Source organism: Clostridium beijerinckii (assembly GCF_018223745.1).
GTDB lineage: Bacteria > Bacillota > Clostridia > Clostridiales > Clostridiaceae > Clostridium > Clostridium beijerinckii.
Genome location: NZ_CP073653.1, coordinates 5,557,509 through 5,582,500 on the forward strand (window position 1 = coordinate 5,557,509; position 24,992 = coordinate 5,582,500).

The 24,992-nt window shown below is 31.7% G+C and carries 19 protein-coding genes, 2 tRNA genes, 2 rRNA genes and 1 pseudogene (1 of these 24 only partly in view); 9 read left to right on the forward strand and 15 right to left on the reverse strand.

Going from position 1 to position 24,992, the window contains the following annotated elements; translation table 11 throughout:
* Window positions 1-99: 99 nt before the first annotated feature.
* Both KEC93_RS24555 and KEC93_RS24560 read right to left on the reverse strand, forming a co-directional pair.
* Window positions 100-1,308, reverse strand: coding sequence for a helix-turn-helix domain-containing protein (locus tag KEC93_RS24555; protein WP_077867684.1), 1,209 nt, complete (start codon window positions 1,306-1,308; stop codon window positions 100-102).
* A gap of 28 nt (window positions 1,309-1,336) precedes the next feature.
* The gene (locus KEC93_RS24560; protein WP_139357385.1) at window positions 1,337-2,128 is read right to left on the reverse strand and encodes a DUF5986 family protein; all 792 of its coding nucleotides are present in this window, start codon (window positions 2,126-2,128) and stop codon (window positions 1,337-1,339) included.
* 492 nt (window positions 2,129-2,620) lie between these two features.
* Between KEC93_RS24560 and KEC93_RS24565 the strand changes: the two genes are divergently transcribed.
* Window positions 2,621-3,463, forward strand: coding sequence for a hypothetical protein (locus KEC93_RS24565; RefSeq protein ID WP_077867682.1), 843 nt, complete (start codon window positions 2,621-2,623; stop codon window positions 3,461-3,463).
* A gap of 322 nt (window positions 3,464-3,785) precedes the next feature.
* Here the strand turns inward: KEC93_RS24565 and KEC93_RS24570 are convergent, their stop codons facing one another.
* Window positions 3,786-4,022 carry a BRO-N domain-containing protein gene (locus KEC93_RS24570; RefSeq protein ID WP_077867681.1) on the reverse strand — a complete coding sequence of 79 codons (237 nt, stop codon included), beginning with the start codon at window positions 4,020-4,022 and terminating at the stop codon, window positions 3,786-3,788.
* Window positions 4,023-4,366: 344 nt separating this feature from the next.
* Between KEC93_RS24570 and KEC93_RS24575 the strand changes: the two genes are divergently transcribed.
* The 5 genes from KEC93_RS24575 (at window position 4,367) to KEC93_RS24595 (ending at window position 9,064) form a co-directional block, all read left to right on the forward strand.
* Complete coding sequence (locus KEC93_RS24575) at window positions 4,367-4,576, forward strand: hypothetical protein (protein ID WP_077867680.1); 210 nt, start codon at window positions 4,367-4,369, stop codon at window positions 4,574-4,576.
* Between the two features lie 62 nt (window positions 4,577-4,638).
* Complete coding sequence (locus tag KEC93_RS24580; protein ID WP_077867679.1) at window positions 4,639-5,739, forward strand: phage major capsid protein; 1,101 nt, start codon at window positions 4,639-4,641, stop codon at window positions 5,737-5,739.
* Between the two features lie 86 nt (window positions 5,740-5,825).
* The gene (locus KEC93_RS24585) at window positions 5,826-7,094 is read left to right on the forward strand and encodes a phage portal protein (RefSeq protein WP_077867678.1); all 1,269 of its coding nucleotides are present in this window, start codon (window positions 5,826-5,828) and stop codon (window positions 7,092-7,094) included.
* Between the two features lie 406 nt (window positions 7,095-7,500).
* Window positions 7,501-8,040 carry an HK97 family phage prohead protease gene (locus KEC93_RS24590; protein WP_077867677.1) on the forward strand — a complete coding sequence of 180 codons (540 nt, stop codon included), beginning with the start codon at window positions 7,501-7,503 and terminating at the stop codon, window positions 8,038-8,040.
* A gap of 79 nt (window positions 8,041-8,119) precedes the next feature.
* Window positions 8,120-9,064 (forward strand): hypothetical protein, encoded by a 945-nt coding sequence (locus KEC93_RS24595; protein WP_077867676.1) that lies wholly within the window; start codon window positions 8,120-8,122, stop codon window positions 9,062-9,064.
* A 16-nt stretch (window positions 9,065-9,080) separates the two neighbouring features.
* Here the strand turns inward: KEC93_RS24595 and KEC93_RS24600 are convergent, their stop codons facing one another.
* Complete coding sequence (locus KEC93_RS24600) at window positions 9,081-10,403, reverse strand: DNA cytosine methyltransferase (protein WP_077867675.1); 1,323 nt, start codon at window positions 10,401-10,403, stop codon at window positions 9,081-9,083.
* A gap of 451 nt (window positions 10,404-10,854) precedes the next feature.
* The gene (locus tag KEC93_RS24605) at window positions 10,855-11,169 is read right to left on the reverse strand and encodes a hypothetical protein (protein ID WP_077867674.1); all 315 of its coding nucleotides are present in this window, start codon (window positions 11,167-11,169) and stop codon (window positions 10,855-10,857) included.
* A gap of 360 nt (window positions 11,170-11,529) precedes the next feature.
* Here KEC93_RS24605 and KEC93_RS24610 point away from each other — a divergent pair, with 360 nt between their 5' ends.
* Both KEC93_RS24610 and KEC93_RS24615 read left to right on the forward strand, forming a co-directional pair.
* Window positions 11,530-12,267 (forward strand): NAD-dependent protein deacylase, encoded by a 738-nt coding sequence (locus KEC93_RS24610; protein WP_111944651.1) that lies wholly within the window; start codon window positions 11,530-11,532, stop codon window positions 12,265-12,267.
* 21 nt (window positions 12,268-12,288) lie between these two features.
* A pseudogene (locus KEC93_RS24615) lies at window positions 12,289-12,948 on the forward strand (NAD-dependent protein deacylase); the annotation flags it as partial.
* Window positions 12,949-13,119: 171 nt separating this feature from the next.
* Here the strand turns inward: KEC93_RS24615 and KEC93_RS24620 are convergent.
* From KEC93_RS24620 to fusA, 4 genes are all read right to left on the reverse strand, one after another.
* Entirely contained in the window at window positions 13,120-14,352 is a 1,233-nt protein-coding gene (locus KEC93_RS24620) for a competence/damage-inducible protein A (protein ID WP_039773097.1), read from the reverse strand.
* A 484-nt stretch (window positions 14,353-14,836) separates the two neighbouring features.
* Window positions 14,837-15,790, reverse strand: a complete 954-nt coding sequence (locus KEC93_RS24625) for an ROK family protein (protein WP_012061045.1) — start codon at window positions 15,788-15,790, stop codon at window positions 14,837-14,839.
* 111 nt (window positions 15,791-15,901) lie between these two features.
* Window positions 15,902-16,138: a hypothetical protein gene (locus KEC93_RS24630; RefSeq protein ID WP_012061046.1), complete on the reverse strand. Its 237-nt coding sequence runs from the start codon at window positions 16,136-16,138 to the stop codon at window positions 15,902-15,904.
* A gap of 240 nt (window positions 16,139-16,378) precedes the next feature.
* On the reverse strand, window positions 16,379-18,460 hold the full coding sequence (gene fusA, locus KEC93_RS24635; protein WP_039773099.1) for an elongation factor G: 2,082 nt from the start codon (window positions 18,458-18,460) through the stop codon (window positions 16,379-16,381).
* Between the two features lie 272 nt (window positions 18,461-18,732).
* Between fusA and wsfD the strand changes: the two genes are divergently transcribed.
* Window positions 18,733-20,232 carry a glycan biosynthesis hexose transferase WsfD gene (wsfD, locus tag KEC93_RS24640; protein ID WP_077856700.1) on the forward strand — a complete coding sequence of 500 codons (1,500 nt, stop codon included), beginning with the start codon at window positions 18,733-18,735 and terminating at the stop codon, window positions 20,230-20,232.
* A gap of 303 nt (window positions 20,233-20,535) precedes the next feature.
* Here the strand turns inward: wsfD and KEC93_RS24645 are convergent, their stop codons facing one another.
* The 6 genes from KEC93_RS24645 to KEC93_RS24670 all read right to left on the reverse strand — a co-directional run.
* Window positions 20,536-20,988, reverse strand: coding sequence for a VanZ family protein (locus KEC93_RS24645; protein ID WP_039773103.1), 453 nt, complete (start codon window positions 20,986-20,988; stop codon window positions 20,536-20,538).
* A 45-nt stretch (window positions 20,989-21,033) separates the two neighbouring features.
* Window positions 21,034-21,471, reverse strand: a complete 438-nt coding sequence (locus tag KEC93_RS24650; protein ID WP_012061050.1) for a hypothetical protein — start codon at window positions 21,469-21,471, stop codon at window positions 21,034-21,036.
* A gap of 256 nt (window positions 21,472-21,727) precedes the next feature.
* Window positions 21,728-21,803: transfer RNA gene (locus KEC93_RS24655), tRNA-Ala, on the reverse strand.
* 1 nt (window position 21,804) lies between these two features.
* Window positions 21,805-21,881: transfer RNA gene (locus KEC93_RS24660), tRNA-Ile, on the reverse strand.
* 44 nt (window positions 21,882-21,925) lie between these two features.
* Window positions 21,926-22,042 (reverse strand): 5S ribosomal RNA (gene rrf, locus KEC93_RS24665).
* A 138-nt stretch (window positions 22,043-22,180) separates the two neighbouring features.
* A 23S ribosomal RNA gene (locus KEC93_RS24670) occupies window positions 22,181-24,992 on the reverse strand; it runs 99 nt beyond the window's last position.

The window sequence follows — 24,992 nt, forward strand, 5'->3', positions numbered from 1 at the left end:
TATAAATTATAAAACTATATAAAATATATCTATATAAATAAAAAGATAGGAATTTCCCCCTATCTTCTCTATCCATTATATAGTATAAAATATTTAATTTTATAGTATTTTTTTAACTGGCATTTCTATGACTTTAACCGATAATGATTTCTCTTTTGAAACAAGTATTCCTTGATCTAACCCCAATAAGTTCTCAATCTCTTCTCTTGGAAGTGTTAACTCTCTATTTGATAATTCTCTCATTAATTCATCTTCATTGAAAATATCATTATCAAGCAAAATGTTAACAGATCTTTTTAAAAGAGTTGGATCATTAATCATTAATGTATCATCTAATGGCTCACTACTTCGCCATCCTAATCTACTCATTTTTTTCATCATATTTTGATATGAATTATAATTTAATACCCCAAGATGATTAGCTCTTACTAACATAGCAGAAATTGAAGTTCTCCATTTTTTCTTAAGTTGTTTGTAATAGTCCAAATTCGTTGGATATGCACTTATATCTTTTATAAAAGAAGCCTTAGGCAACAAAAATGCTGCTGCAAATTCATGAGCTTCATTTTCAATATTTCTGAGTTCTTCATTTGTTAATTCATCTAGATTCATAAATCCATCATGGATTATTATATGTGCTAATTCATGAGCCGCACTAAATTGTCGTCTTGTAGCAGAACCTTTATCGCTCCCAAGTACTATTATATAATACTGATTCCCATTAATTATTTGTTGTTGTGTAAAAGCATCAATTTGGCTACTTTCTGTCTTTATAGCTGTAACTACTATTCCATTCTTCTCCAAGACATATATTATGTCTTTTATTGGTTCTTCTCCAAGATTCCAATATTCTCTCAACTTCATAGCTTTTTCTTCTATTGATAGATGCTCTTCAAATTTTGGAATATTTAATTTAGGAAATTCAATATACTCATTTAAAAAATTATATAGCTTACCAATAAACTTTACTTTTTCTCTTTGTTTATTTTCATCCTTTTTAGTCATCTTGCTTTGAGCTCTAAAATAGGTATTGCCTAATGAAATATCTATGCTATCTTTTTCAAAAAAATATTCCATGGGAAAATTCAATTTATCAACTATACCCATCAAAGTATCAAACTGTGGAGAAATCAACCCATTTTCGAATTGTGAAATAGCCTGTTTTGATATCCCTATCTCTTTTGATAAATCTATAATTGTTTTGCCTCTATATATTCTAGCTGTTTGCAATCTACTACCATTAAATTTTTTATTTTTTATTATTTCACTACCAAAATCTTTAACTGCATTTTTTTCATTACTTAACATTTTTCATGCTAACCTCCTAAATGCAAGCTTACTTTCCCTCAAGATTTTTCTTTTGTGTTTCTTTGCTTGCAATAATATCTTTAGTATCCTCTTCATGTTCTTTCACTCGTTTTACATGGTCTCTAACATGTAATTCAATTGGTTCAGTTATAACTTCATATTCATCATTTGTATCAATGATTTCGTTAATATCTGCTGTAATAAATTCATTCCAACAATATGATTTAATTTCATCTAAATCATAATCAGATATTTTTCCCGATATACTAGTTACTTTATTTTGTTTCTCAGAATATAGTACGTCTACACACACGTTTACTTTTCCGTCTATATCTTTTAACATTTTATCTAAATCATTTTTTATATATTCTTCTTTGCTTTCATCATCAGGAAATAATGATATCTGCTTACTTTTCTCAATTTTAAAAGGATTTATTAAATTTAAAATTTTAATATAGTGAAGATCTTTACCTTTAGCATTTCTTATTTTTTCAAAATTGTTTTCTTTCATTATGACATATAATACATAATTTATTTGGTCATGTATTACTATAAATTCCCATAATCTTTGTCTTGAGATTTTATAACACTTATACGGAAACTCATTAAACGATTTTTCTATATTTGTAAAAATATAATTCCACATTTCATGATATTTACCATTTTGAGTAACTAACTTCTCACGCTTAACATAGTCTTTATATTGTGTTTTAGCATCATCAATTGACTTTATTATTAATTTAACCTCTTCTCCTGAAATTAATTTAGCAGATACTTCATTTTCCATTGCAGCTTCACCCCTATACTCTGTTTTATCCATTCAATTTAATTTGATATTAGTATATTACCTTTTTATAGTAAAAAAGTCAAGTGAACCATTATATTTTTTAACTTTTTTCTATTATAATCCTACTTTAAAACAAATGCTTTTATCAGATTCATTGGTTTTCTTCGTTATGTGGATTCAAAACAATCTAGATCCATATCTCAGAATAGCTCCTTCATTTTATCTTTATAATTCATGTGTCTATCTCATAATTAATATAATATGTTTAGTATTCTATTATATATGGCTCATAAACAAGCCGTAGCGCTTATTTACAAGCAATTAGGTAAATATACCTAGACAGGTTATTTTATTTGATATGGTTTGAATTTAGATTGTTTATTGACACCAATATTATACAACTTACTTTTGAAAAAACAATTATATAATATAAATACAAAGAATTGCGAGGTGAGGTAAACAATAGGTCACTCCTACCTAAGAGGTCAATTTTAAATTGGCTAAATAAAAAGGAGATTGATTAACTTGAAAAAATTTAAACCAGTAAAGTTTATAGATAAGGTTAATGGAGAGGTATTCTCAGCTGAACAGATGATAGTAGAGTATGCAGTTGTTGAAGATAGTAAACCAACATATAAGGATATTAAAAAATGGAATAATTTCATGAGTGAAAATTTAGGATATTATTTTCACTTACTATATGGAGATATTTTACGCTTAAACCTAGAACCACAAATGTTAGTAAGATTTTTAAAACTGTGCAGCTATCTAAATTATCAAAGTATTTTAGTTGTAGGAGAAACAAAAGGCCAAAAAAAGATTACTGAAAAAGAACTACAGACGATCTTAAGTTTAAGCAGAAATGAAACTTCAAGAACCAAAAGCTATCTAATACAAAATAACCTTATAAAAATAGAAAGGGATAATATTAAAATTTGTAGCAAGTTTATTAAACGTGGACAATTAAAAGGAGATGTAAAGAATATGGAGGTTGCAAGAATATTTAATGATGGAATACAGCAACTATATGATAGTGTAAAACCAAATCAACATAAAAAACTAGCATCATTTATTCGATTACTACCATATATAAATACAAGGTTTAATGTTATAGCTCATAATAAAAATGCTATAAATTTTGATGAAAGTGAACCTATGAAAAGTGCTGAAATAGCCACAATATGTAATTATGAAAAGCCATCAAGATTTATAAAAGAATTAATGTCATTAAAAATAAATAATCAATTTGCTATAGTCAGAATAGTAAGAGGAGACAGAGATTTTTTTGTTGTAAATCCAAGATTATTTTATAAGTGTAACAATATAGAAGATTTAAAATATATAATGAACTTTTTTGATTATAAATAACAAACACCGTTAATTCGGTGTTTTATTTTTATTTAAAACTATAAAATCAGAGGACAAAATGGGTGCAAAAAGCTATAAAAAATGGACAAAATGAGTGCGAATAAATTGATCTAAAGTATTGGTATATCTAACTTTATCAATTTTTTTACTTATAATATATGATACATTTCTTATAACGAGTAATATATAAATTTATATTCATATATATGGATATTTCGTAAAATTAAAAAACTATCATTATGGACATGAACGAAGTGAATGGACATAGGTGTGGTCAACGTCAGTGACCATACCCAATATATAAATATGAACTAATTTAAAATTAATTGGAATAAAGTAGTTTCCTACTTTGCATCAATACTTCATAAAGTTCATCTTCAGTTAGGAATGAATGCTCTCTTACCTGTATATAACCTGGTAGTAATATTTTTACTACTAGCTTTTCAACTTCATCAACCATTTCCATCATTCTTGCAACTTGATTATGTTCAATCCATTCAGCTACATCTTTTGCAAGAGCTAATAATCTTTTTAATATTTTAAAATCTATATTATACAAGTAGACCGACCAAATAAAAATTATATTTTATATTAAATATGTCGCAACTAGCGTTGCTCTTCAACTCGCTCAGCCGCTCGTTGTGAAAAGTTTTTATGTAAGCGCAAACTAAACTATTTCAAATGTATATTATATATTGTAGGGGTACAAATATCTTAGCAAAACGTCTTGTCTTCTAAGATATTGTTCGATTCCTCTAATTTCATTATCCTTGTTCTTTTCCTATTTAAAGTTTTTATGAGTCAATGGTACCTCCCATCGGCTCTATTTTTTTTGCTAAATAAGTAGTTTTAAAATATATAGTTTCTATATTTCAAACAAATAAATTCAGGAGGTTTTAATCAATGATAAATCGTGAATATATAAGACAATCAATAATTAACCATACTGGCGATAAACGTATCCGAAGCGCTTGTTTGAAAGTCAGCGAACAAACAGGTATTCCAGATTACGTAGTCTACAGTTTTGCAAGATGTTCCCTTCCACGTGAAAAAGATCTTGTATTGCTAATAAAAACGCTAAAACTAGACACCAAAAAAATGTTTGATATTTAATCCATTACCAATAAATCGGTAGTGGATTTTTTTACGTTCAAATTTACCAAGGAGGACTAAAGATGGCTAATAAAAAGGAACTAATGGAAAAAAGGCTCGAATTGCAAGAACAAATGCAATCAATGTTAGACAAAGTTGAAACTGAAACTAGAGATTTTTCTGAACAAGAAAACTCTCAGTATTTAACTCTAGAAACTGAACTACGTGCTGTCATTGAGCAGATAAATGATACATCAGAAAAAAACTTAAAGGAAACTAAAGGAGAAGATAAAATGGAAAAAAGAGAATTACTTGAAAACTTTGCAGCAGGTCTTGTTGTAGGTGAAGTTAGGAATATGGATACAATTACCCAGGCAAATGCTGTGCCATCAGTAATTTCGGCAGATGTTGTGAAGAAAATGGAAGAAATATCATCAGTATTCAATGAAGCAAAAAAGGTAGTTGCACCTGGTGAATTATCTATACTAATTGAAAAAGAATTAACGAAAGCCAAAGTTTTAGGAGAGACCGAAGAAATAATTGGCGAGGATCTATCAGGCTTTGAAAAATGTGTTTTAAAGAATAGAAGAGTGGGTACAATGTTGGTAGTGTCGAAGACTCTATTAATGAACTCACCAAGTCTTGGTATGGAATATTTGAATGCTCAATTAGCTGCTAGACTTGCTAGAACACTAGAACATGAAATATTTAATGGAGATGCTACTGAAGGACATTTTTCTAAAGGTATATTAGCTTTAGCTCCAGTAGTTGCTAAGGCGGGTACAGGTATTGCAATAACTGATTTATCTAAGCTAATCACTGATATTAATCCTGTATTTCTTCCGAAGGCTAAATTGTACATGAATCGTGCAAATTTTTCAATGGTCGCTCAATTAATGGACGGAACTGGAAGACCGTACTTAACTCATGATGTTATAGGACAATCCCCTATGTATAGAGTATTGGGAATTTCTATTGAGATCACTGAAGCACTTACTGATGAAGTAGTAGTGTTAGGAAACATAGGTGAAGCTGTAACAGTAAAAATGGTACAAGATATAACAGTTACTCCATTACTAGAAAAGTATGCTGCTAGTGGTCAAATAGGTATTATAGCTGAAACTTACTGTGATGCAACGGTAGTTAACACTCAAGCAATACGTATACTAAAGGCGGTTGTTTAATAAAACTTAATAATTGTGGTGTTAGAAATAACTGAGTACGGTTGTCTCTAGCACCACTTATTTTATTTAAAACTAAGGAGGAAAAAATGGGGCTATTCAAAAAAGAAACAATTATTGAAGAAAGAAATTATGCTGTAGTATTATCTGAGTTATTTTCAGCTTCAAGAATATATATAAGCGAAGATACTATTTACTCTATTCCTGCTGTTGTAGAAGCTCTAGATCTGATTTGTGGTTCAGTCTCGCAGCTTCCAATATATATGTACAAGGAAGATATAAACGGACAAGTGGAACGAGTAAGAGGACATAGGCTAGAAAAAGTCCTAAATGAAGAGAATAACGATCTAGAGTATGCTGCAAATTATAAAGCACAAATGATAAAAGACCTATTGTTATACGGAAATCATTACTCTTATATTGAAAGAAATTCTTTACAAGTAAAGGGGCTTCATAGGATTTCGCCTAAGACTGTAACTATCAAGAAATTAGCTGATAGTAATGGTGTTCTACGGGGTGCTAGTGTTTCATATTCATTGAACAATATTACTAATGCAAAGGATATTTATGAGTTTCTTATTATAACAAAAAATAGTGAAGATGGTTTTAGTGGAAAAGGAATATTATCATCAAAAGAGATTTTAGAAATAATACTTTCACAGAATAAGGTATTGCAAAAAGCATTAACTAATGCAGTAAGACCTAGTGGTATATTAAAAGCTTCAGGAAGATTAACAAAAGATGCTATAGATAGATTAAAACAATCTTGGAACAATTTTTATAGCGGTGTAGATAATACTGGTAAAACGGTGATTCTTGAAGAAGGCCTTGAGTACAAAGAAATTTCAATGAGCCTTGATGGATTAGAATTAGTTGAGAATAAAAAGGCTTTTGATACTGATATAAAGAAACTCTTTGGAATTGATAGTATTACTAATAATGACGAGTTATTAAAAAGAGTAATCTCACCTATCCTTGTAAATATAGAAGGTGCTTTAAATAAATCGTTGTTGCTAGAAAGGGAGAAGAAAGAAGGATATTTCCTAAGGTTCAATACATCTGAGCTGTCTAGACCAAATGAATTAGAAAAAGTTCAAATAGTATCTGAGTTGTTAAAGAATGGACTTTGCACTTTAAATGAGGGTAGAGCTATGCTTGATATAAATCCATATGTAGATTCAAAAGATGATTTCTTATTACTAAATTTAGGTAGTGTAATGTTTAAAAGATCAGGGGACGTATTCATTCCTAATATGAATGCTATCTTGAATACTGATGGGAACATAGGCAATAACACTATCAAGAATACTAATATAAATAGTTCTAATGATACAGTTAATGAAAATAATAAAGAGTAGAATTATATAAATATAGATGATACCAAGTAGGTGCAGCTTAAATTGGCTCATATGCTCGTTGTGTCATCTTTTTTATATTTGATAAGTGTAAATATTAATAATTATATTGTTAAGCTGTATAAGAGACTGTGGTGAGTTCTGAGATAGTTTGTTTAGTATCCCCCCTATTAGAAGAGGTGTGGAAATAATCACTATGACCGGAACAGGTGCAGTTCTGTTCATAGTAAAGGACCCAAATCATTTTTTTTTTTGTAAAAAATAAGCCAGTTTCATTACCAAATAGCTTAAAGCATTGGAACAACTGACTTACAAAAGTTATTTTATCGTGATTTTATTAATCTGTACATGCTTTTTTGTAAAATAACTTAGCAACTTAATTATCTTTATACGAAAGGATCTGAATAATATGGAGAAACAATATAACCAAAATAAACTTGAAGTAAGAGAACTTGAAAATGGAAAATTACAACTTGAAATATTAGTCAATGATTTTAGAGAGAGTCGAATGCTACAAGGTAAGAATGGTAAGTTTATTGAAAATATAAAGCCAGAAGCTTTTAAAAAGGCCATAGGATCTAATGCTAATATAGAGCTTTATGTGGATCATGAAAACTATGTTAATTTAGCTGATAATATGATGTTAGAAGTTAGGGAAGATGGATTATATGCTATTGTAGATTTAATACCACAAGCTAGAAGTTTATATAATACTATTAAAGAAAAAGGTGCTAATGGCATATCATTTGGTTTTGAGTGTTTAAAAGATGTTTGGAATGGCTGTAAGAGGACCATTGAAGAACTTAAATTGTTTGAAATAAGCATTCTTATGAGTAAATCTCCTGCATACTGGGGTGGCTATGCTGAAGCTCGATCTATGATTGAAATTCCTCAATACGATCTTTGTGAAATGCGAAAAAAAAGGTTAGAACTATATAAGTCTATTTAACGGATTATAAATTTATTCTATATTATAAATGATTTGGTGATATAATCAAATTAATAAATTTAGAAAGGAGGAAACATTTATGGATGAAAATATTGTGGAATATTATAGGAAAAAGTGTATTGAACAGCTATTCAAGGCTAAGGGCTTTGAAACAAACTGGCAAACATGGAAACCGTACATAAACCAATTAGTTCCCAAAAGAACACCTAAACAAATATTAGATTTAGGAGATAGCTTAAGAAAAACTTTTTATACTACTAATAAAGGAACTAGAGAGCAAGGAGATGTTTCTGGTGGAGGTGCTAGTTGGGAATCATTAGTATGTTGGTATTTAAACTTATGCCTAATAGGCAGAAGAACCGTTGTTGTGAAACATAGTAAACAACTTTTACCGATACCAGTTAGTGATGCTATTACTGTAAACTATTCTAATTTTGTTTCAAATACTGAATCAGATTTAATAGCAATTACATTTCCTGATAATAGTGATTATAGCATTGACAAAAATTTAATAGACATTTTAGATTCAGATGAAGAAAAAGTTAAGTTAACTAAAGGCAGAAAAGGCACATATAATTTGCTTGATGTGTTAAATGCTCTATGTCATAGAGATTTTGAGAAGTTAGAAATTCATGTGATACAATGTAAAACAAATTGGAATGATAATGCTCAAATTCCAATGTTGTGGGACATGATCTATTCAGCAGAAGATTTTAAGAACAATATTAAAGTTGGAAAAAATAATTATTCTATGCATGAAGTTGCTAAGTTTACTTATTCTTTTGTTACTGTTCCAACAATAAAACTTGAAAAGATCAAATCTACTTCTACATGTGTTCAAAGAGTACGTAATATAAGTGGTGGAAACTATTGGGGAAGACAAAGTGAATCAAATATTGCTAGTTCAATAAAAGAAATGTTAGGAAGAAACTTAAAAACTGGACATGTTGACAGTCATTTGCTAACTCTAAAAAAAGAATTACCTAAACTAGCCAATAAGTATGATTACTTCAATTTAAGTTAAAAAAAGAGTACTGCATTTATTGTTGCAGTACTCTCGCTATTTCCAATGCTACTGCTCTTGCTAATAAAGGTGGAACGGCATTTCCGACTTGAGTATATTGAGGAACCTCTTTCTTTCTTCTATCTCCACCAGTTGTTCTCGGTCCTAAAAATTCAAAACTGTCATCAAATGATTGAAGTCTTGCCAGTTCGCGAACTGAAAATGTTCTATTTTCAAATGGTGATATAAAATCATCTGGCAAAGATACAACGGTTGCAGCGACATTATTTCTATCTAATCTTCTTCTCATATTTTTTTTGGTTAACAATTCATTTAACATCTCTTCACCTACATTTCCATTTCGAAAAGTAGTTATTACCTTATCTTCTGTTATGTTTAAGTTTTTAGACAGATAACTTACTAAACTATTGCAGTTATTTAATTCAATACCTTGTGCTTGTATTCTTTCTCTGAGATTAGATGTACTTTCTCCTTCCCTATATAAAGAAAACCTTTCTTTTATTATATTTGAATGAGCAGATAACTCATTATTATGTATTATATTATTACTATGAATTGTTTCACCATTTATATTAGGTGTTCTTCCATTTATAGAGGCTAATTGGTATCTGGTTAATTCAGGATTAACATCTATTCTGATCTGAGTATCTCTTATTAAATCACCTATTGCGTCTGTTATAGCTGTTACACTATTTTGATTGCTAATTGGGTATTGTGGTTCTATGACATCATTTCTATAAGCAATAAAAATTGCTCTCCTTCTTGCTTGTGGTACCCCGTAATTAGAAGCATCTAATATTCTTGGTTCTAAAACATTATAGCCTATTCTGTTTAATTCTTGAGTTAATATATAAGGTGCAACTTCGTTGTCATACACATCGCCATTAATTCCAATAAAGCCATTTAACCGAGTATTCATAAATCCAGTGACATTTTCCATGACAACATACTTTGGTTGTATTTCATGTATTACTCTCACATATTCTCTAAAAAGCATATTTCTAGGATCGTCAGCATTTCTTCTTCCAGCTAGCGAAAATCCTTGGCAAGGTGGACCTCCAAATATCGCATCAATATCATCAGGGATGTTTCTTTCTTCTGCATTCCAAAACTCTAAATCTCTAATTTTTTGCAGTATATATTCGCCTGTTAATTCCCTTATATCAGCTCTTCTAAAAAAAGTATTGTAATTTTGCCTATAACCTAATTGTTCGTGCCTATTTGTATATGTTAATTCAACTGACTCATTTATATCATTTGAAAATAATATATGAAATCCTGCTTGTAGAATACCTTCGCTCATGCCACCAGCACCACAGAATAAATCAATTGCGTACATATTTTCGCCTCCTTTTTTACTAAAGATAATATAGCACATTATTGTTAAAAAATCCAGGGTAAATTTTTACAAACTTTAATTATAACATAGTTTATAGTAATAAAAAAATCATGCTTAATGGATTAATTTCTTCCTATAAAATATATTTTACCACATCAGAACGTATGTTTGTAATAATATATTTACCATTTTTTAAGGTTTATATACATATATTGAACCTTATTATGTAAATTTTAGAATTTATTTAAATAATCTATGATAGCTTAATTTGAAATGTGTTTATATACTCAGAACTGAGTGCATTTTTATAATAACATGAAATACTAGTTTTAGGAGCCACTTAAATTGCAAACAATTTGCTAACAAAAAAGAATAGCCATTATAGCTATTCCTAAATAAAATATTTATTTTATATTCAATTGTATTATATATCTATTTGTGGCTAACACTATTAATTATCACAAAATCCATATTCCTCTGGATTATTTTTAACTTTCATGAGTATTTCTGCATATTCATTATATTCTTTCCAGTCAGGGTGATTTTTTTGATTCTCAGCTATATCCAGTATAGTAACTTCAACTGCTTCATCTATATCCATACCAAGCGATTCATAATCTTCATCATCTACTGGTTTGTATGCATTCTCTTCTAAATACTTACTGTAAGCTTTTTCTGCTTCCTCACTTAAAATTCCTTGATGTAATACTGTTGCTTCAGCAATTAAATCAACCCAATCAGAAAAATCAAAATTATCATACTTCATAAATATTTCCCCCTTGTATTTATAATGTTAAATTTACTATATTTAATATAGCACTTGAGATACAAATATTAAATACACTAATATTGATATATACTACAACATTTATATAACTTTTTCAATAACATAGTTATATTAAATTAATTGTTCAGGATTAAAATATCTATTTTGTCGCATAAGGATACTTTCTAACTATTGCCATGATTCAAGCACTCTTTAATAATTAAAATACTGATTACATCGTAATAGTTGATTGAATGTAAAGGTCCTACTATAATATTTTAATATGTTTAAGTAATTTAATTTTTTCATAAACTATGCAATAATAAAGGTATTAAATTGTATTTTGGAGATGATTATTTTATGGAAAATAAAATAGAAAATTTAGCTCAAATTATAAAGGATAGTAACAATATAGTATTCTTCGGTGGTGCTGGTTGTAGTTGTGAAAGCGGCATTCCAGATTTTAGAAGTTCAAATGGATTATTTAATGAAAAACTGAATATTACATTTACTCCTGAACAATTAGTTTCACATACATTTTATATAAGATACCCAGAAGAATTTTTTAGATTTTATAAGTCAAAGCTTATATATCCAGATGCTAAACCAAATGATGCTCACTTAGCATTAGCTAAACTTGAAGAAATGGGAAAACTAAAGGCTATAGTAACTCAAAACATAGACGGGCTTCATCAAGCAGCTGGAAGTAAAAATGTTTTTGAACTTCATGGATCTGTCCATAGAAATTACTGTACTAAATGTCACGAATTTTATGATGCTAAATTTATAATAGACTCTAAAGGAGCTCCTACTTGTACTAAATGTGGGGGAACTGTTAAACCAGATGTAGTTCTTTATGAGGAAGGTTTAGATGATAATGTAATTAGAGATGCAGTAGATGCAATATCTAAAGCTGATACCTTAATAATAGGTGGAACTTCTCTTGTAGTTTATCCGGCTGCCGGGCTTATAAACTATTTTAAAGGTAAAAATCTTATTCTCATAAATAAAAGTACAACTTCTGCTGATAACAAAGCTGACCTAGTTATTAATGATTCTATAGGAAAAGTATTTAATGACGTTATGAAACTAATTTAAAAGAGGGTTTACGTTCTATTCTCTACGGAATCTAATATACCTGACTTTAGAGGCTCAAATGGCCTATTTAGCGAGAAATTAAATGCTACATTAACTCCTGAACAGTTAGTATCACATACTTTTTATATTAAATATCCTGAAGAATTTTTTAAATTTTATAAAGCAAAACTTATATACCCCGATGCTAAACCAAATGCTGGACACTTAGCATTAGCCAAACTTGAAGAAATGGGAAAATTGAAAGCTATCGTGACACAAAATATAGACGGACTCCATCAAATGGCTGGAAGCAAAAATGTATTCGAACTTCACGGATCTATTCATCGAAATTATTGTGTTAAATGTCATGAATCTTATGATGTGAATTTTATCCTACAATCTAAGGGCGTTCCTATTTGCACTAAATGTGGTGGGGCTGTCAAACCCGATGTAGTTCTTTATGAAGAGGGTCTAGACGATAAAGTAATTAGAGACTCTATAAATGCAATTTCTAATGCAGATACTCTTATTATAGGTGGCACTTCACTTGTTGTTTATCCTGCTGCCGGACTTATCAATTATTTTAAAGGAAAGAATCTTGTATTAATAAATAAAAGTTCTACCTCTGCTGATTCCAAGGCTAATTTGGTTATTAATGATTCCTTCGGAAAAACATTAAGCAACGCTATAAAAGAATTATAAATTTTTTATCTAAATTATGTATAAATAAATTTAATTTGGCAATAAATAATAATGAAGTATTTAACTTCAATATTTAATCGCCTCTCCCCCATTTTTATTTATATACAATTTGTAAAGCCATAATATATTACTTCGTTTGAAATATATTATGGCATTTTTATTTTGCATAATTTATTTAATAAGAATTCTTCTTAGCATATCTAATCCTGTAATTGTAGCCTGAAGCCTTACTTTGTTCCTATCTCCCTTAAACAAACATTTTTGTATCGTTACCTTTCCTTGAACATACACACCTATAAAAACCAATCCAACAGGCTTTTCTAAAGTACCACCTTCTGGTCCTGCAATTCCTGTTGTTACAATGCTAACATCAGTATTAGCTGTCTTTGCAATACCAATTGCCATTTCTCTTGCGGTTTCTTCACTTACGGCCCCATATTTGTTTAAAATATCATTATTAACGCCTAGTCTATTATGTTTAGCCTCATTGGAATATGTTACAGCGCCTTCTAAAAAAACTTCCGATATACCTGGATAATTAATAAGATAGCTTGCTATCATGCCACCAGTACATGATTCTGCCGTAGATATTGTTAGTTTCTTCTCTATCAAAAGCCTAGCTACAACTTCTTCTATGTTAATATCCTCAGTTGCATAAACATTATCCCCAAGTCTGTTCTTAATTTCTTCCTCAATTGGTTCTATCAATTTTAGTGCTTCATCTTTAGTTTCAGCCTTTGCAGTTATACGAAGCATTACTCCTACATCTTTTGCATAAGGCGCAATTGTAGGATTAGTTTGAGTATCTATTAAATCCTTAATCTCCTCTGCAACAGCGCTTTCCCCTATTCCAAGTATCTTAACAACTCTTGAAACCAATATTGAATCTGATTTCTCTTGAAGATATGGTTTAACTGATTCTTCAAACATTGGTTTCATTTCCTTTGGTGGTCCAGGTAAAATGATCATTATCTTATTATCATCTTCTATTATAACTCCTGGTGCTGTTCCATTATTATTATTTATAACAGTTGCTCCTTCTGGAATTAATCCTTGCTTTAAATTATTTTGAGTCATTGCTCTTTCTCTAAATTTAAAATAATCTTCTATCTTTTTAGTTGAATTTTCATCCTTGATTAATTCTTTATTAAAATATTTAGCTGCAACTTCTTTTGTAATATCATCATCAGTTGGTCCAAGTCCTCCTGTAGTTATTATGATATCACTTCTGCTATATGCCTCATCAAATGCATGCATAACTCTTATTTCATTATCTCCTACTACTTGCTGATAATACATATCTATTCCAAGGGCTGCTAATTCCTGAGCTAAATATTGGGCATTTGAATTAATTATATCACCTAATAAAATTTCTGTTCCTATGGCTATAATCTCTGCTTTCATCTTATTACCTTCTTCTTATTTAATTTATAAGTCCACAATAATATTCTTAATTAGAAATTATACTACTAAACTATTACTAATTACAATAATCTCTATTTATATCATAATTAAAGATTGAAACCTATCCAACAATCTATTGAATAGGTTTCATATAAAATATATTCTTTTATAATATGCTATCTCTAAATATATCTAGAGATAGCTTATATAAAAAATTTTTTCATCCCAATTTATTATAGGTAAATACTTTAAATATCAAAATAAAAGTCTCCTTAATTAAGTAATTAACCTAGAATAAACTTAGTAATATGTATGAGAAGAAAAAATTCATTGCAAAGAGAGCTTTCTGTTCTAATTTTATGTGAAATTTTTAATCTTTATTCACATCTATCTGCAATTCTATTATAAAAGTCTATTCTAAATGTTTTAAAGCTCTAGGATTAAGCTAAAAATCTACACTACTTTGCTTGCTTCATTCTTTATATTACTTATCTTCTGTTTCAAGCAATGCTAATGCTACCGCACCAATTACCCCTGCATCTGTACCTAATCCTGCTGGAACAATCTTAACTGATTCTGCCATGGATTTAAAACATCTCTTATCCACAACTTTTCTTACTGTATCAAAAACAATCTCTCCAGCTTTTGATACACCACCACCTATTATTATAATTTCTGGATCAAATATAGATACTGCATTAGCTATAGCTATTCCTAAATAATTCAGTGCATTATTAATTATATCTACGCAAACTGGATCTCCTGCAGCCGCCTCTGTAAACACCTCATATGAAGTAATAGTATCATACTTTCTTAATGAAGTCTCAACTTTACTAGCTAATGCTTCCTGTCCTCTTTTTGCAATTGCAGTTCCTGATGATGTTGCTTCTACACACCCTATATTTCCACAATTACATCTTGGTCCATCTGGTGCCACTGTCATATGTCCTATTTCTAAGGCATTTGAAGTGTGTCCTCTATATACCTTTCCATTTAAGACAGCGCCTCCACCTACTCCAGTGCTTACTGTGAAGAATACTACATCTTTAGCGCCTTTTCCTGCGCCAAACATATATTCGCCGATAGCTGCAACGTTTGCATCATTATCTAAAAATACAGGAACTTCAAACTTTTTATTCAAAGGTTCCACTAAATTAAAATTCTTAAATGGAAGGTTTGGTGTATAGATTATAGTTCCTTTTTCAGCATCTAAAGGTCCAGGGGAACCGATACCAATTCCTTTTATATCTTTATAAGTTACTGATCCATCTTTAATTACTTTTTCAACAGATTCTATAATTCTATTTAATACTGGAATTTCTCCCTCGCTTGCATTTGTAGGAACTGTTGTTTGACATAACACTTCTCCATTTAAATTAGATAATGCAGTACTTATCTTAGTTCCTCCTAAATCTACTCCTATAACATATTTTTGCATAATATAACTCTCCTTTATTTTATTTAATATACCAATAAAAAACAATTTGCTAATACATATTATACTATATTATGCTATTCCAATAAAACCTGTATTTTAAATAATATTTTTTCAAGATCCTTTATTAGCGCTTATGTAATAGTTCCCAAAATCGTCATATTGTGTATAATTGATATTGAATTTATTATCTTGAAGCATAGAATTAATTAATTCTATATCATCCTTATTATTTCTATCTATCCTTATTACAAAATTATCATCTTTGTCTATTATATTTAAATAGTCAAATATATTACTATAATCACTCAACTCTATATTCCCATTAATATCCATGCTATAATCTGACATTGTAGATGCCTCCTTGTTTAAATTGCATAAAATATACTATTACTAAAATATTATGTCTTTCTGCACATGATTTTATCCTATATATATTAATGTAAAATTTACCTTATTCCTTAATTATAGTAAATTTTATTTTACTTCTCTTTATTAAGACAATAAATAAAAAGTACCCTTTATGTAATTACTACACTAGAGTACTTTTTATTCCTATTCCGTAAATTTTAGCTATAACTTTCCGTAATCTTATTTTCTTAATTCATTAATGCTCTCTATGGCTTTCGCTACCTCTATCTCTGGAACTTCCTCATATCTTACAAATTCTTTTGTAAATACTCCTCTTCCTTGAGTTAAAGATCTCAATTCAGTAGCATATTTTCTAATTTCGGCAAGCGGAATTTCTGATATAACCCTTTGCTTGTCCCCTTCTGGCTCCATTCCGATTACTCTTCCCCTCTTTTTATTTATATCAGCTATCACATCACCCATATATTCGTTTGGTAATATAACTTCTACTTTCATTATAGGTTCCAAAAGAATAGGTTTAGCTTGCTCTAATCCCTTTTTATAAGCTATAGAGGCTGCAACCTTAAAAGCCATTTCAGAAGAATCTACAGAGTGATATGACCCATCATGAAGAGTCGCTTTAAGGCCTATAACTGGGCATCCTGCTAAAACCCCATGAGTTATACACTCTCTTAATCCTTTTTCTACTGCTGGAATAAAATTTCTTGGAACTGCACCACCAACAACGTTATCAATAAATTCTAATTCTTCCTCTCCATCTGTTCTACGTTCAAATTTAATTACCACATCTCCATACTGGCCATGTCCACCAGACTGCTTTTTATGTTTTCCTTGTACATCTGAAAATCCCTTTATAGTTTCTTTATAAGGTACCTTTGGTAAACTTAATACTGCTTCTACACCAAATTTACTTTTTATTTTACTTGCGATTACATTAATATGTGTTTCTCCTAGTCCTGAGATTACAATTTCTGCATTTTCTACATCCCTATCAATCTGAAAAACAGGATCTTCATCTTTTAACTTGGCCAAAGCTTGAGATATCTTTTCCTCATCACCTTTAGCTTGTGGGATTACAGCCATTGAGAAAACTGTTTTAGGAAAATTCATTTTGTCATATATTACTTTAAAATCAGGACTAGCTAAAGTATCGCCTGTATTTGTATACTGTAGCTTGGAAATAGCACCTATATCACCAGCTATTATTCTTTTAGCTGGTATTTGTGTCTTACCTCTAATAAAACATATATGGGATAATTTTTCGTTCTTATCTTTATTAACATTTAATACTGTCATATCATCTTTCGCTTCACCTGTAATAACTCTAAAAAATGATATCCTGCCTACAAATGGATCTGCAATAGTTTTAAATACTAATGCAGAAAAAGGCTTATCTTGATTGAGATTAACAAAAACCTCTTCATCTTTTAAAACGTCTACAGCTTTTTGTGGAATAGCATATTCTGGCGATGGAAAACATTCTACAATATCATCAATTAAAGAATCCATTCCAATAACTTTTGTAGCACTTCCACACATAACAGGGGCAATATCCCCATTAGCACATCCACTTATAAGGCCCTTATATATTTCTTCATCACTCAATTCACCTTCACTAAAATATTTATCAAGCAATACTTCATCAGTCTCAGCTACAGCTTCCATAATCATCTTCTTACAATTTTCAACTTCATCCTGGAGCTCTTCAGGTATATCCAATATTTTTATTTCCTTAGTCTTTACATCGTATACTCTTGCTTGTTTGGATATTATATTTATTACTCCTTTAAAATTGTCTTCTTCTCCTATAGGATACTGAATAGGCACCACGCTTATGCCAAACTTTTCTTTAAGAGATGCTAATACTTTATTAAAATCCGAGTTCTCTCTATCTAATTTATTTATAAAAAATGTTCTAGGCAATTTAATTTTGTTACAATATTCCCAGGCCCTTTCAGTTCCCGCCTTGACTCCTGAAACTCCGCTTACAACTATCATACCTACATCCACGGATCTCATTCCTTCGATACATTCACCTTGAAAGTCTGCATATCCAGGAATATCAATAAGATTTATTTTAACATTATCTAATTCAATTGGTGCTACTGAAAGGGCAATAGAAAATTGTCTCTTCTTTTCTTCAGTATCAAAATCTAAAACCGTAGTCCCATCCTCAATATTCCCTAATCTATCTGTAATTTTTGAATAATACAGAAGGCTTTCCGCTAAGGAAGTCTTTCCAGTTCCATTATGCCCCATTAATCCTACATTTCTTAAATTTTTAATACTATAATCTTTCATAATGCTGCCAAACCCTTAATCTACCCTAGAGATTGGCTCCCACCTGCCTTTCACTTAATAATGCTATATGTTATATTTCTATTTCTATTTGTTAAATCCTCCTTATTTTCTTAATTTTCTGAAAATTTATATTTATCCTATTTTTGAAGTAGTCCTTTAAATTAATTTGATGTTTTCTTGTAGTATTAACCAAAAAACATTATAATTTTATCTGTTAATATCTTTAGAATCATGTTTATTACTTTAAATCTATCTTTGTGGAGGAAAATTTAATGAAAGCAAAAAAGAATTTAAGAAACTTCTATATGTTTTGGTTTGCTTTACTTGCAATTTCTATAACTATCGGAGTCTTATTTATAAAACCCCAAGTAGGTGTTGCTGATCAAGGTGATTTCTATAGAATTATGAATGTATCTGGTCTGTCATTATTAGACTCAGATACGAATAATCCTAACTCTGTAGGATATTACGACTTTATTGTGACTGATTATAAGATTACCCCTTTAAACAATACTGATCCTAAAAGCATCTGGAATTGTAGTTTGAGCTATCTAATAATACTTGTTAATTATATATGCAAATCACTTGATCATAATATATTTAAAACTCAATATTTAGCTGTCATCTATAGTATTATATATATTCTTTCATTTATCATAATATTAAAATCTTTGAATATAAAAAATAATATTAAATCTATGATAGTTGTACTAATAACCGCATTCATTTTCTTTGATGGTAATTATTTAATTTGGTTTAATAGCCTATATGGAGAACCAATGATGATAACTACACTATCGCTACTTGTTGCATCCATTCTTAACTATATTAAGTACAAATACGTAGTAAAGGGAACGGAAAAATTAATGTCGAAAATACTTTATATATTATTTTCAGCATTTTTATTTTTAGGTTCTAAATTACAAGTTATTACTTCTTTACCTATTATTATAATTCTTATATGTAAAATATTATTGGATAATAGATATAATCTAAATAAAATCAATTTAGCTATTTTATATGTTATTACATGCTTATTGATAATCTATCCTATTCGCATCAATATGAATAGCAACAACTTAAGTAAAGACACCCAGTATAACTCAGTCTTTTATGGAGTACTAAACGAATCTACTACACCAGAGCAAGACTTGATAGATTTAGGCTTAGATCCTGATTTATCAGCTGAGGCTGGGAAACATGCTTATTTGGATTCTGATGAATATGTCAAATATATTCCTGGTTCAGAAATAACTGATGAAAAATTCTACAGTAAAATAAATAACTTTAAACTTGGAAAATTCTATTTAACTCACCCTACTCGTTTATTAAATGGCATGAAATATACCGCAAGTAAGGCATTCTATACTAGTACCGGACTAGGTAAGTACTCAAAAGCTGATAGTTTAACCCCAGTTAGGGATTTCCATCGTTTCACACTTTGGTCATCTATAAGGGAAAAAATATTGCCTAGAAATTTATATTTTATAGGATTAATTTATCTTATTGTTCTGTTATGCTCACTGTATAAATATATTCGAAATAGTTCTAACCCTGAAATCAAGAACAAAATTCTCTTGCTTTGGACTGTTATATTTATAGGTATACTTCAATTTCCAATGCCTTTTGTCGGCAATGGAAAGGCTGATACCTCGAAACAATTATTTTTATTCAACTTCACTTTTGATGCATTATTAATGCTTATTCTTGTTTATATTCTATTTAAAGTAAATAATCTATTTAAAATAAAATTTAATTCATCTCATAAATAGGCTTAACAAGTAATCTTAGAGTAATTGTAATTTTGTTTACTCTAATTAAACCAATATCTATATTTGTTTATCACTAACTTATATTTATGTTTGCATCACATATTTAATTTATTTTATAGAAAATGAAGGCTAAGTATACAATGCTTAATTTGCATTATATACTTAGCCTTCACAATTTTTATTTACTTTTATTCCTTATTCTCATACCTTAAAATAATTAGCTGATTTATATTATTTTAAAATTCGAATGATTAATTCGGTTTTAATATTAAATTACTATATCCCAATTATTCAAATTATCTTTTATTTATCTTCATTAAACTTGCCAACTATATGCATTCTAAATAGATTAATCAATATTAGTGTAATACCCCCAACCGTATCTATTATAACATCTCTAAAAGCACCTTCTCTTCCTAAAACAAATAATTGATGTATTTCATCAGAACAAGCGTAAAGAAATACAAAAGCTACTGTCACAAAAATAACTCTTCTGATATTAAAATACAATTTAAACACATTAAACGCTAATAATGATAATACCATATATTCAAGAAAGTGTGCGCATTTTCTAACTATAAAATTAGTAAGCTGCCCAAATATTCCATTCATATTGATACCTATAGCAGAAAGAATATTTATTACGCCTTCACTTTGAGAATCAGATATTTGAGCAGGTTGATTAGACATAATAAATATCCCTATCATCCAAACTATTAATAAAAACCAGTAAATAATTTTCCTTTTGTTCTTCATATTCCATCCTCTTTAAGTACAATTTTAAAATTCACAGATATTATATTACTCAGACATATATCTATTTATATAAGCAAGTGATTCTTCTAATAATTCTTGCCCTTTTTCCAAACCATCGATTTTCATCTCTAAGCTACAAATTCTTTGATCAATTTGATACATAAACTGCTTTATATCTTGTAGTAACTTTGCTTCATAAGTAACTTGCACACCTTCATCATCAATGTATATTTTTTCTGGTGGAGCACCACACTTAGAACACTTAGCATATATTCCTTGTTTATCTAAATTATTAAACACCTTAAATGTATCGTTATTACACTCTGCACAATTTGATAACATTATAAATTCATAATAACTCACATCATAATAATAAGTACTTCCACAGTCTTTACATACTAATTTAAGTTTATTGTCTTCTGTTGATATATGAAATTCATTACCGCTACATCCATCTTTTTTGCAGACAATAGTTCTTACCATAATCCTACCCCTCGCAATATAATTTTTATACAATAAATAAAAATATTAAATTACATTTTTACATATATTTTACATATAAATTATATATTATAATTCATTCATTGTATACTTTAACAATTAGTATTTTTAGCCTATTTTATACTGTTGTTCTACTATTTTCTGCACCATATAACTCATACCAGTAATAAATATTATTTAACAACAATATTTATAATAATAAAACAAAAAAACTATGAATAAAATTCATAGTTTTTAATGGTGGAGATAAAGAGATTCGAACTCTTGACCCCCTGCGTGCAAGGCAGGTGCTCTCCCAACTGAGCTATACCCCCATGGTGGACCTTCAGGGACTCGAACCCTAGACCTACCGGTTATGAGCCGGTTGCTCTAACCAACTGAGCTAAAGATCCGTAAGTTAAATTTCTTTAACTTAACTCTTGTAATCTACAAGATTACCTCGCAACGTCCTACTCTGCCACACAGTCTCCCATGCAGTACCATCGGCGCTATAGACCTTAACTTTCCTGTTCGGAATGGGAAGGAGTGTTACCTCTATGCCATCATCACGAGATGCTAGTTCATTCCAAATCTTTGATTTGGCTTCATGAACTGTACTCCTCAACTTCGTTGAGGGAGTTTCCTTTTTGAAAAAACTTTGTTCTTTCAAAATTGCACACAGTTTCTTTAATGTATTTACAACTTGACTATATTGGTCAAGCCCTCGACCTATTAGTATCAGTCAGCTAAATATGTTACCATACTTACACCTCTGACCTATCAACCTTGTAGTCTTCAAGGGGTCTTACTAGCTTATGCTATGGGAAATCTCATCTTGAGGTGGGCTTCACACTTAGATGCTTTCAGCGTTTATCCCTTCCCGACTTAGCTACCCAGCTATGCTTCTGGCGAAACAACTGGTACACCATAGGTCAGTCCATCCCGGTCCTCTCGTACTAAGGACAGCTCCTCTCAAATTTCCTACGCCCGCGACGGATAGGGACCGAACTGTCTCACGACGTTCTGAACCCAGCTCGCGTGCCGCTTTAATGGGCGAACAGCCCAACCCTTGGGACCTACTTCAGCCCTGGGATGCGACGAGCCGACATCGAGGTGCCAAACCTCCCCGTCGATGTGAACTCTTGGGGGAGATCAGCCTGTTATCCCCGAGGTAGCTTTTATCCGTTGAGCGATGGCCCTCCCACGAGGTACCACCGGATCACTAAGCCCGACTTTCGTCCCTGCTCCACTTGTAGGTGTCGCAGTCAGGCTCCCTTCTGCCTTTACACTCTTCGAACGATTTCCGACCGTTCTGAGGGAACCTTTGGGCGCCTCCGTTACATTTTAGGAGGCGACCGCCCCAGTCAAACTGCCCACCTAACAATGTCCTGTCACCAGTTTCATGGCATCCAGTTAGAACTTCAATACTATCAGGGTGGTATCCCAACAACGACTCCACCAAGGCTGACGCCCTAGTTTCCCAGTCTCCCACCTATCCTGTACAGACAATACCGAAATTCAATGCTAAGCTACAGTAAAGCTCTACGGGGTCTTTCCGTCCAATCGCGGGTAGCGAGCATCTTCACTCGCACTACAACTTCGCCGGATTTGCAGTTGAGACAGTGCACAAGTCATTACGCCATTCGTGCGGGTCAGAACTTACCTGACAAGGAATTTCGCTACCTTAGGACCGTTATAGTTACGGCCGCCGTTTACTGGGGCTTAAGTTCACACCTTCGCGTTACCACTAAGTGTTCCCCTTAACCTTCCAGCACCGGGCAGGCGTCAGCCCCTATACATCAGCTTTCGCTTTAGCAGAGACCTGTGTTTTTGTTAAACAGTTGCTTGTGCCTATTCTCTGCGGCCTGATTTCTCAGGCACCCCTTCTCCCGAAGTTACGGGGTCAATTTGCCTAGTTCCTTAACTGCAATTCTTCCGTCGGCCTTAGGATTCTCTCCTCATCTACCTGTGTCGGTTTGCGGTACGGGCACTACTTCTCTCTCTAGATGCTTTTCTTGGAAGCATGGAATCAGATACTTCGGTTCCGTAGAACCTTCCCCATCACGCCTCAGAATTGTTGGAACGGATTTGCCAATCCCAACTCCCTAAACGCTTAGACTAGCATCCAATAGCTAGCACATCCTATCCTTCTCCGTCACACCATCGATAATAACGATTATAGTGGTATTGGAATATCAACCAATTGTCCATCGACTACGCCTTTCGGCCTCGCCTTAGGTCCCGACTAACCCTGAGAAGACAAACTTTACTCAGGAAACCTTAGATATTCGGCCTGTAGGATTCTCGCCTACATCTCGCTACTAATGCCAACATTCTCACTCGTAATCAGTCCACCGCTCCTTACGGTACGACTTCAGCCCGATTACGACGCTCCTCTACCGCTCACGTTAAACGTGAACCCGTAGCTTCGGTGGTAAGTTTGAGCCCCGGACATTTTCGGCGCAGGATCTCTTGACTAGTGAGCTATTACGCACTCTTTTAATGAGTGGCTGCTTCTAAGCCAACATCCTAGTTGTCTTAGAAATCCCACATCCTTTTCCACTTAACTTACACTTTGGGACCTTAGCTGACGATCTGGGCTGTTTCCCTTTTGACCATGGAACTTATCTTTCATAGTCTGACTGCCGGACTGATAGTATGTGGCATTCGGAGTTTGATAAGGTTCGGTAAGCGCTATGCCCCCTAGCCTATTCAGTGCTCTACCTCCACTACTCACATTTTCCGACGCTAGCCCTAAAGCTATTTCGAGGAGAACCAGCTATATCCGAGTTCGATTGGAATTTCTCCGCTATCCACAGCTCATCCCATGCTTTTTCAACAGCAACGTGGTTCGGTCCTCCACGAGGTTTTACCCTCGCTTCAACCTTAGCCATGGATAGGTCACCCGGTTTCGGGTCTACAGCATGCAACTAGTCGCCCTATTAAGACTCGGTTTCCCTTCGGCTCCGTACCTTAAGTACTTAACCTCGCTACATACCGTAACTCGTTGGCTCGTTCTACAAAAAGCACATCATCACACACATAAGGTGCTCTGATCGGTTGTAGGCACATGGTTTCAGGTTCTATTTCACTCCCCTCCCGGGGTTCTTTTCACCTTTCCCTCACGGTACTGCTTCACTATCGGTCATCAGGTAGTATTTAGCCTTGGGAGGTGGTCCTCCCTGCTTCCCACAAGGTTTCACGTGTCTCGTGGTACTCTGGTGCAGAACTGATTATCATAGTTTTCACTTACGGGACTATTACCCCCTATGGTCCAACTTTCCAGTTGTGTTCAATTAACTATGATTTCTCGTTATGTTCTGTCCGCAACCCCAGAGATAAATCTCTGGTTTGGGCTCTTTCCTTTTCGCTCGCCGCTACTAAGAAAATCGATTTTTCTTTCTCTTCCTCCAGGTACTTAGATGTTTCAGTTCTCATGGGTATACCTTCATAAAGCTATGTATTCACTTTATGATACATGGGGTTTCCCATGTGAGTTTCCTCATTCGGAAATCTTCGGATCT

Excerpts from the sequence above, each read along its gene's own strand:
- KEC93_RS24555 (WP_077867684.1), bottom strand. The coding sequence starts at position 1,308 with ATGTTAAGTAATGAAAAAAATGCAGTTAAAGATTTTGGTAGTGAAATA.
- KEC93_RS24560 (WP_139357385.1), bottom strand. The coding sequence starts at position 2,128 with ATGGATAAAACAGAGTATAGGGGTGAAGCTGCAATGGAAAATGAAGTA.
- KEC93_RS24575 (WP_077867680.1), top strand. The coding sequence starts at position 4,367 with ATGATAAATCGTGAATATATAAGACAATCAATAATTAACCATACTGGC.
- KEC93_RS24580 (WP_077867679.1), top strand. The coding sequence starts at position 4,639 with ATGGCTAATAAAAAGGAACTAATGGAAAAAAGGCTCGAATTGCAAGAA.
- KEC93_RS24585 (WP_077867678.1), top strand. The coding sequence starts at position 5,826 with ATGGGGCTATTCAAAAAAGAAACAATTATTGAAGAAAGAAATTATGCT.
- KEC93_RS24590 (WP_077867677.1), top strand. The coding sequence starts at position 7,501 with ATGGAGAAACAATATAACCAAAATAAACTTGAAGTAAGAGAACTTGAA.
- KEC93_RS24595 (WP_077867676.1), top strand. The coding sequence starts at position 8,120 with ATGGATGAAAATATTGTGGAATATTATAGGAAAAAGTGTATTGAACAG.
- KEC93_RS24600 (WP_077867675.1), bottom strand. The coding sequence starts at position 10,403 with ATGTACGCAATTGATTTATTCTGTGGTGCTGGTGGCATGAGCGAAGGT.
- KEC93_RS24605 (WP_077867674.1), bottom strand. The coding sequence starts at position 11,169 with ATGAAGTATGATAATTTTGATTTTTCTGATTGGGTTGATTTAATTGCT.
- KEC93_RS24610 (WP_111944651.1), top strand. The coding sequence starts at position 11,530 with ATGGAAAATAAAATAGAAAATTTAGCTCAAATTATAAAGGATAGTAAC.
- KEC93_RS24620 (WP_039773097.1), bottom strand. The coding sequence starts at position 14,352 with ATGAAAGCAGAGATTATAGCCATAGGAACAGAAATTTTATTAGGTGAT.
- KEC93_RS24625 (WP_012061045.1), bottom strand. The coding sequence starts at position 15,790 with ATGCAAAAATATGTTATAGGAGTAGATTTAGGAGGAACTAAGATAAGT.
- KEC93_RS24630 (WP_012061046.1), bottom strand. The coding sequence starts at position 16,138 with ATGTCAGATTATAGCATGGATATTAATGGGAATATAGAGTTGAGTGAT.
- fusA (WP_039773099.1), bottom strand. The coding sequence starts at position 18,460 with ATGAAAGATTATAGTATTAAAAATTTAAGAAATGTAGGATTAATGGGG.
- wsfD (WP_077856700.1), top strand. The coding sequence starts at position 18,733 with ATGAAAGCAAAAAAGAATTTAAGAAACTTCTATATGTTTTGGTTTGCT.
- KEC93_RS24645 (WP_039773103.1), bottom strand. The coding sequence starts at position 20,988 with ATGAAGAACAAAAGGAAAATTATTTACTGGTTTTTATTAATAGTTTGG.
- KEC93_RS24650 (WP_012061050.1), bottom strand. The coding sequence starts at position 21,471 with ATGGTAAGAACTATTGTCTGCAAAAAAGATGGATGTAGCGGTAATGAA.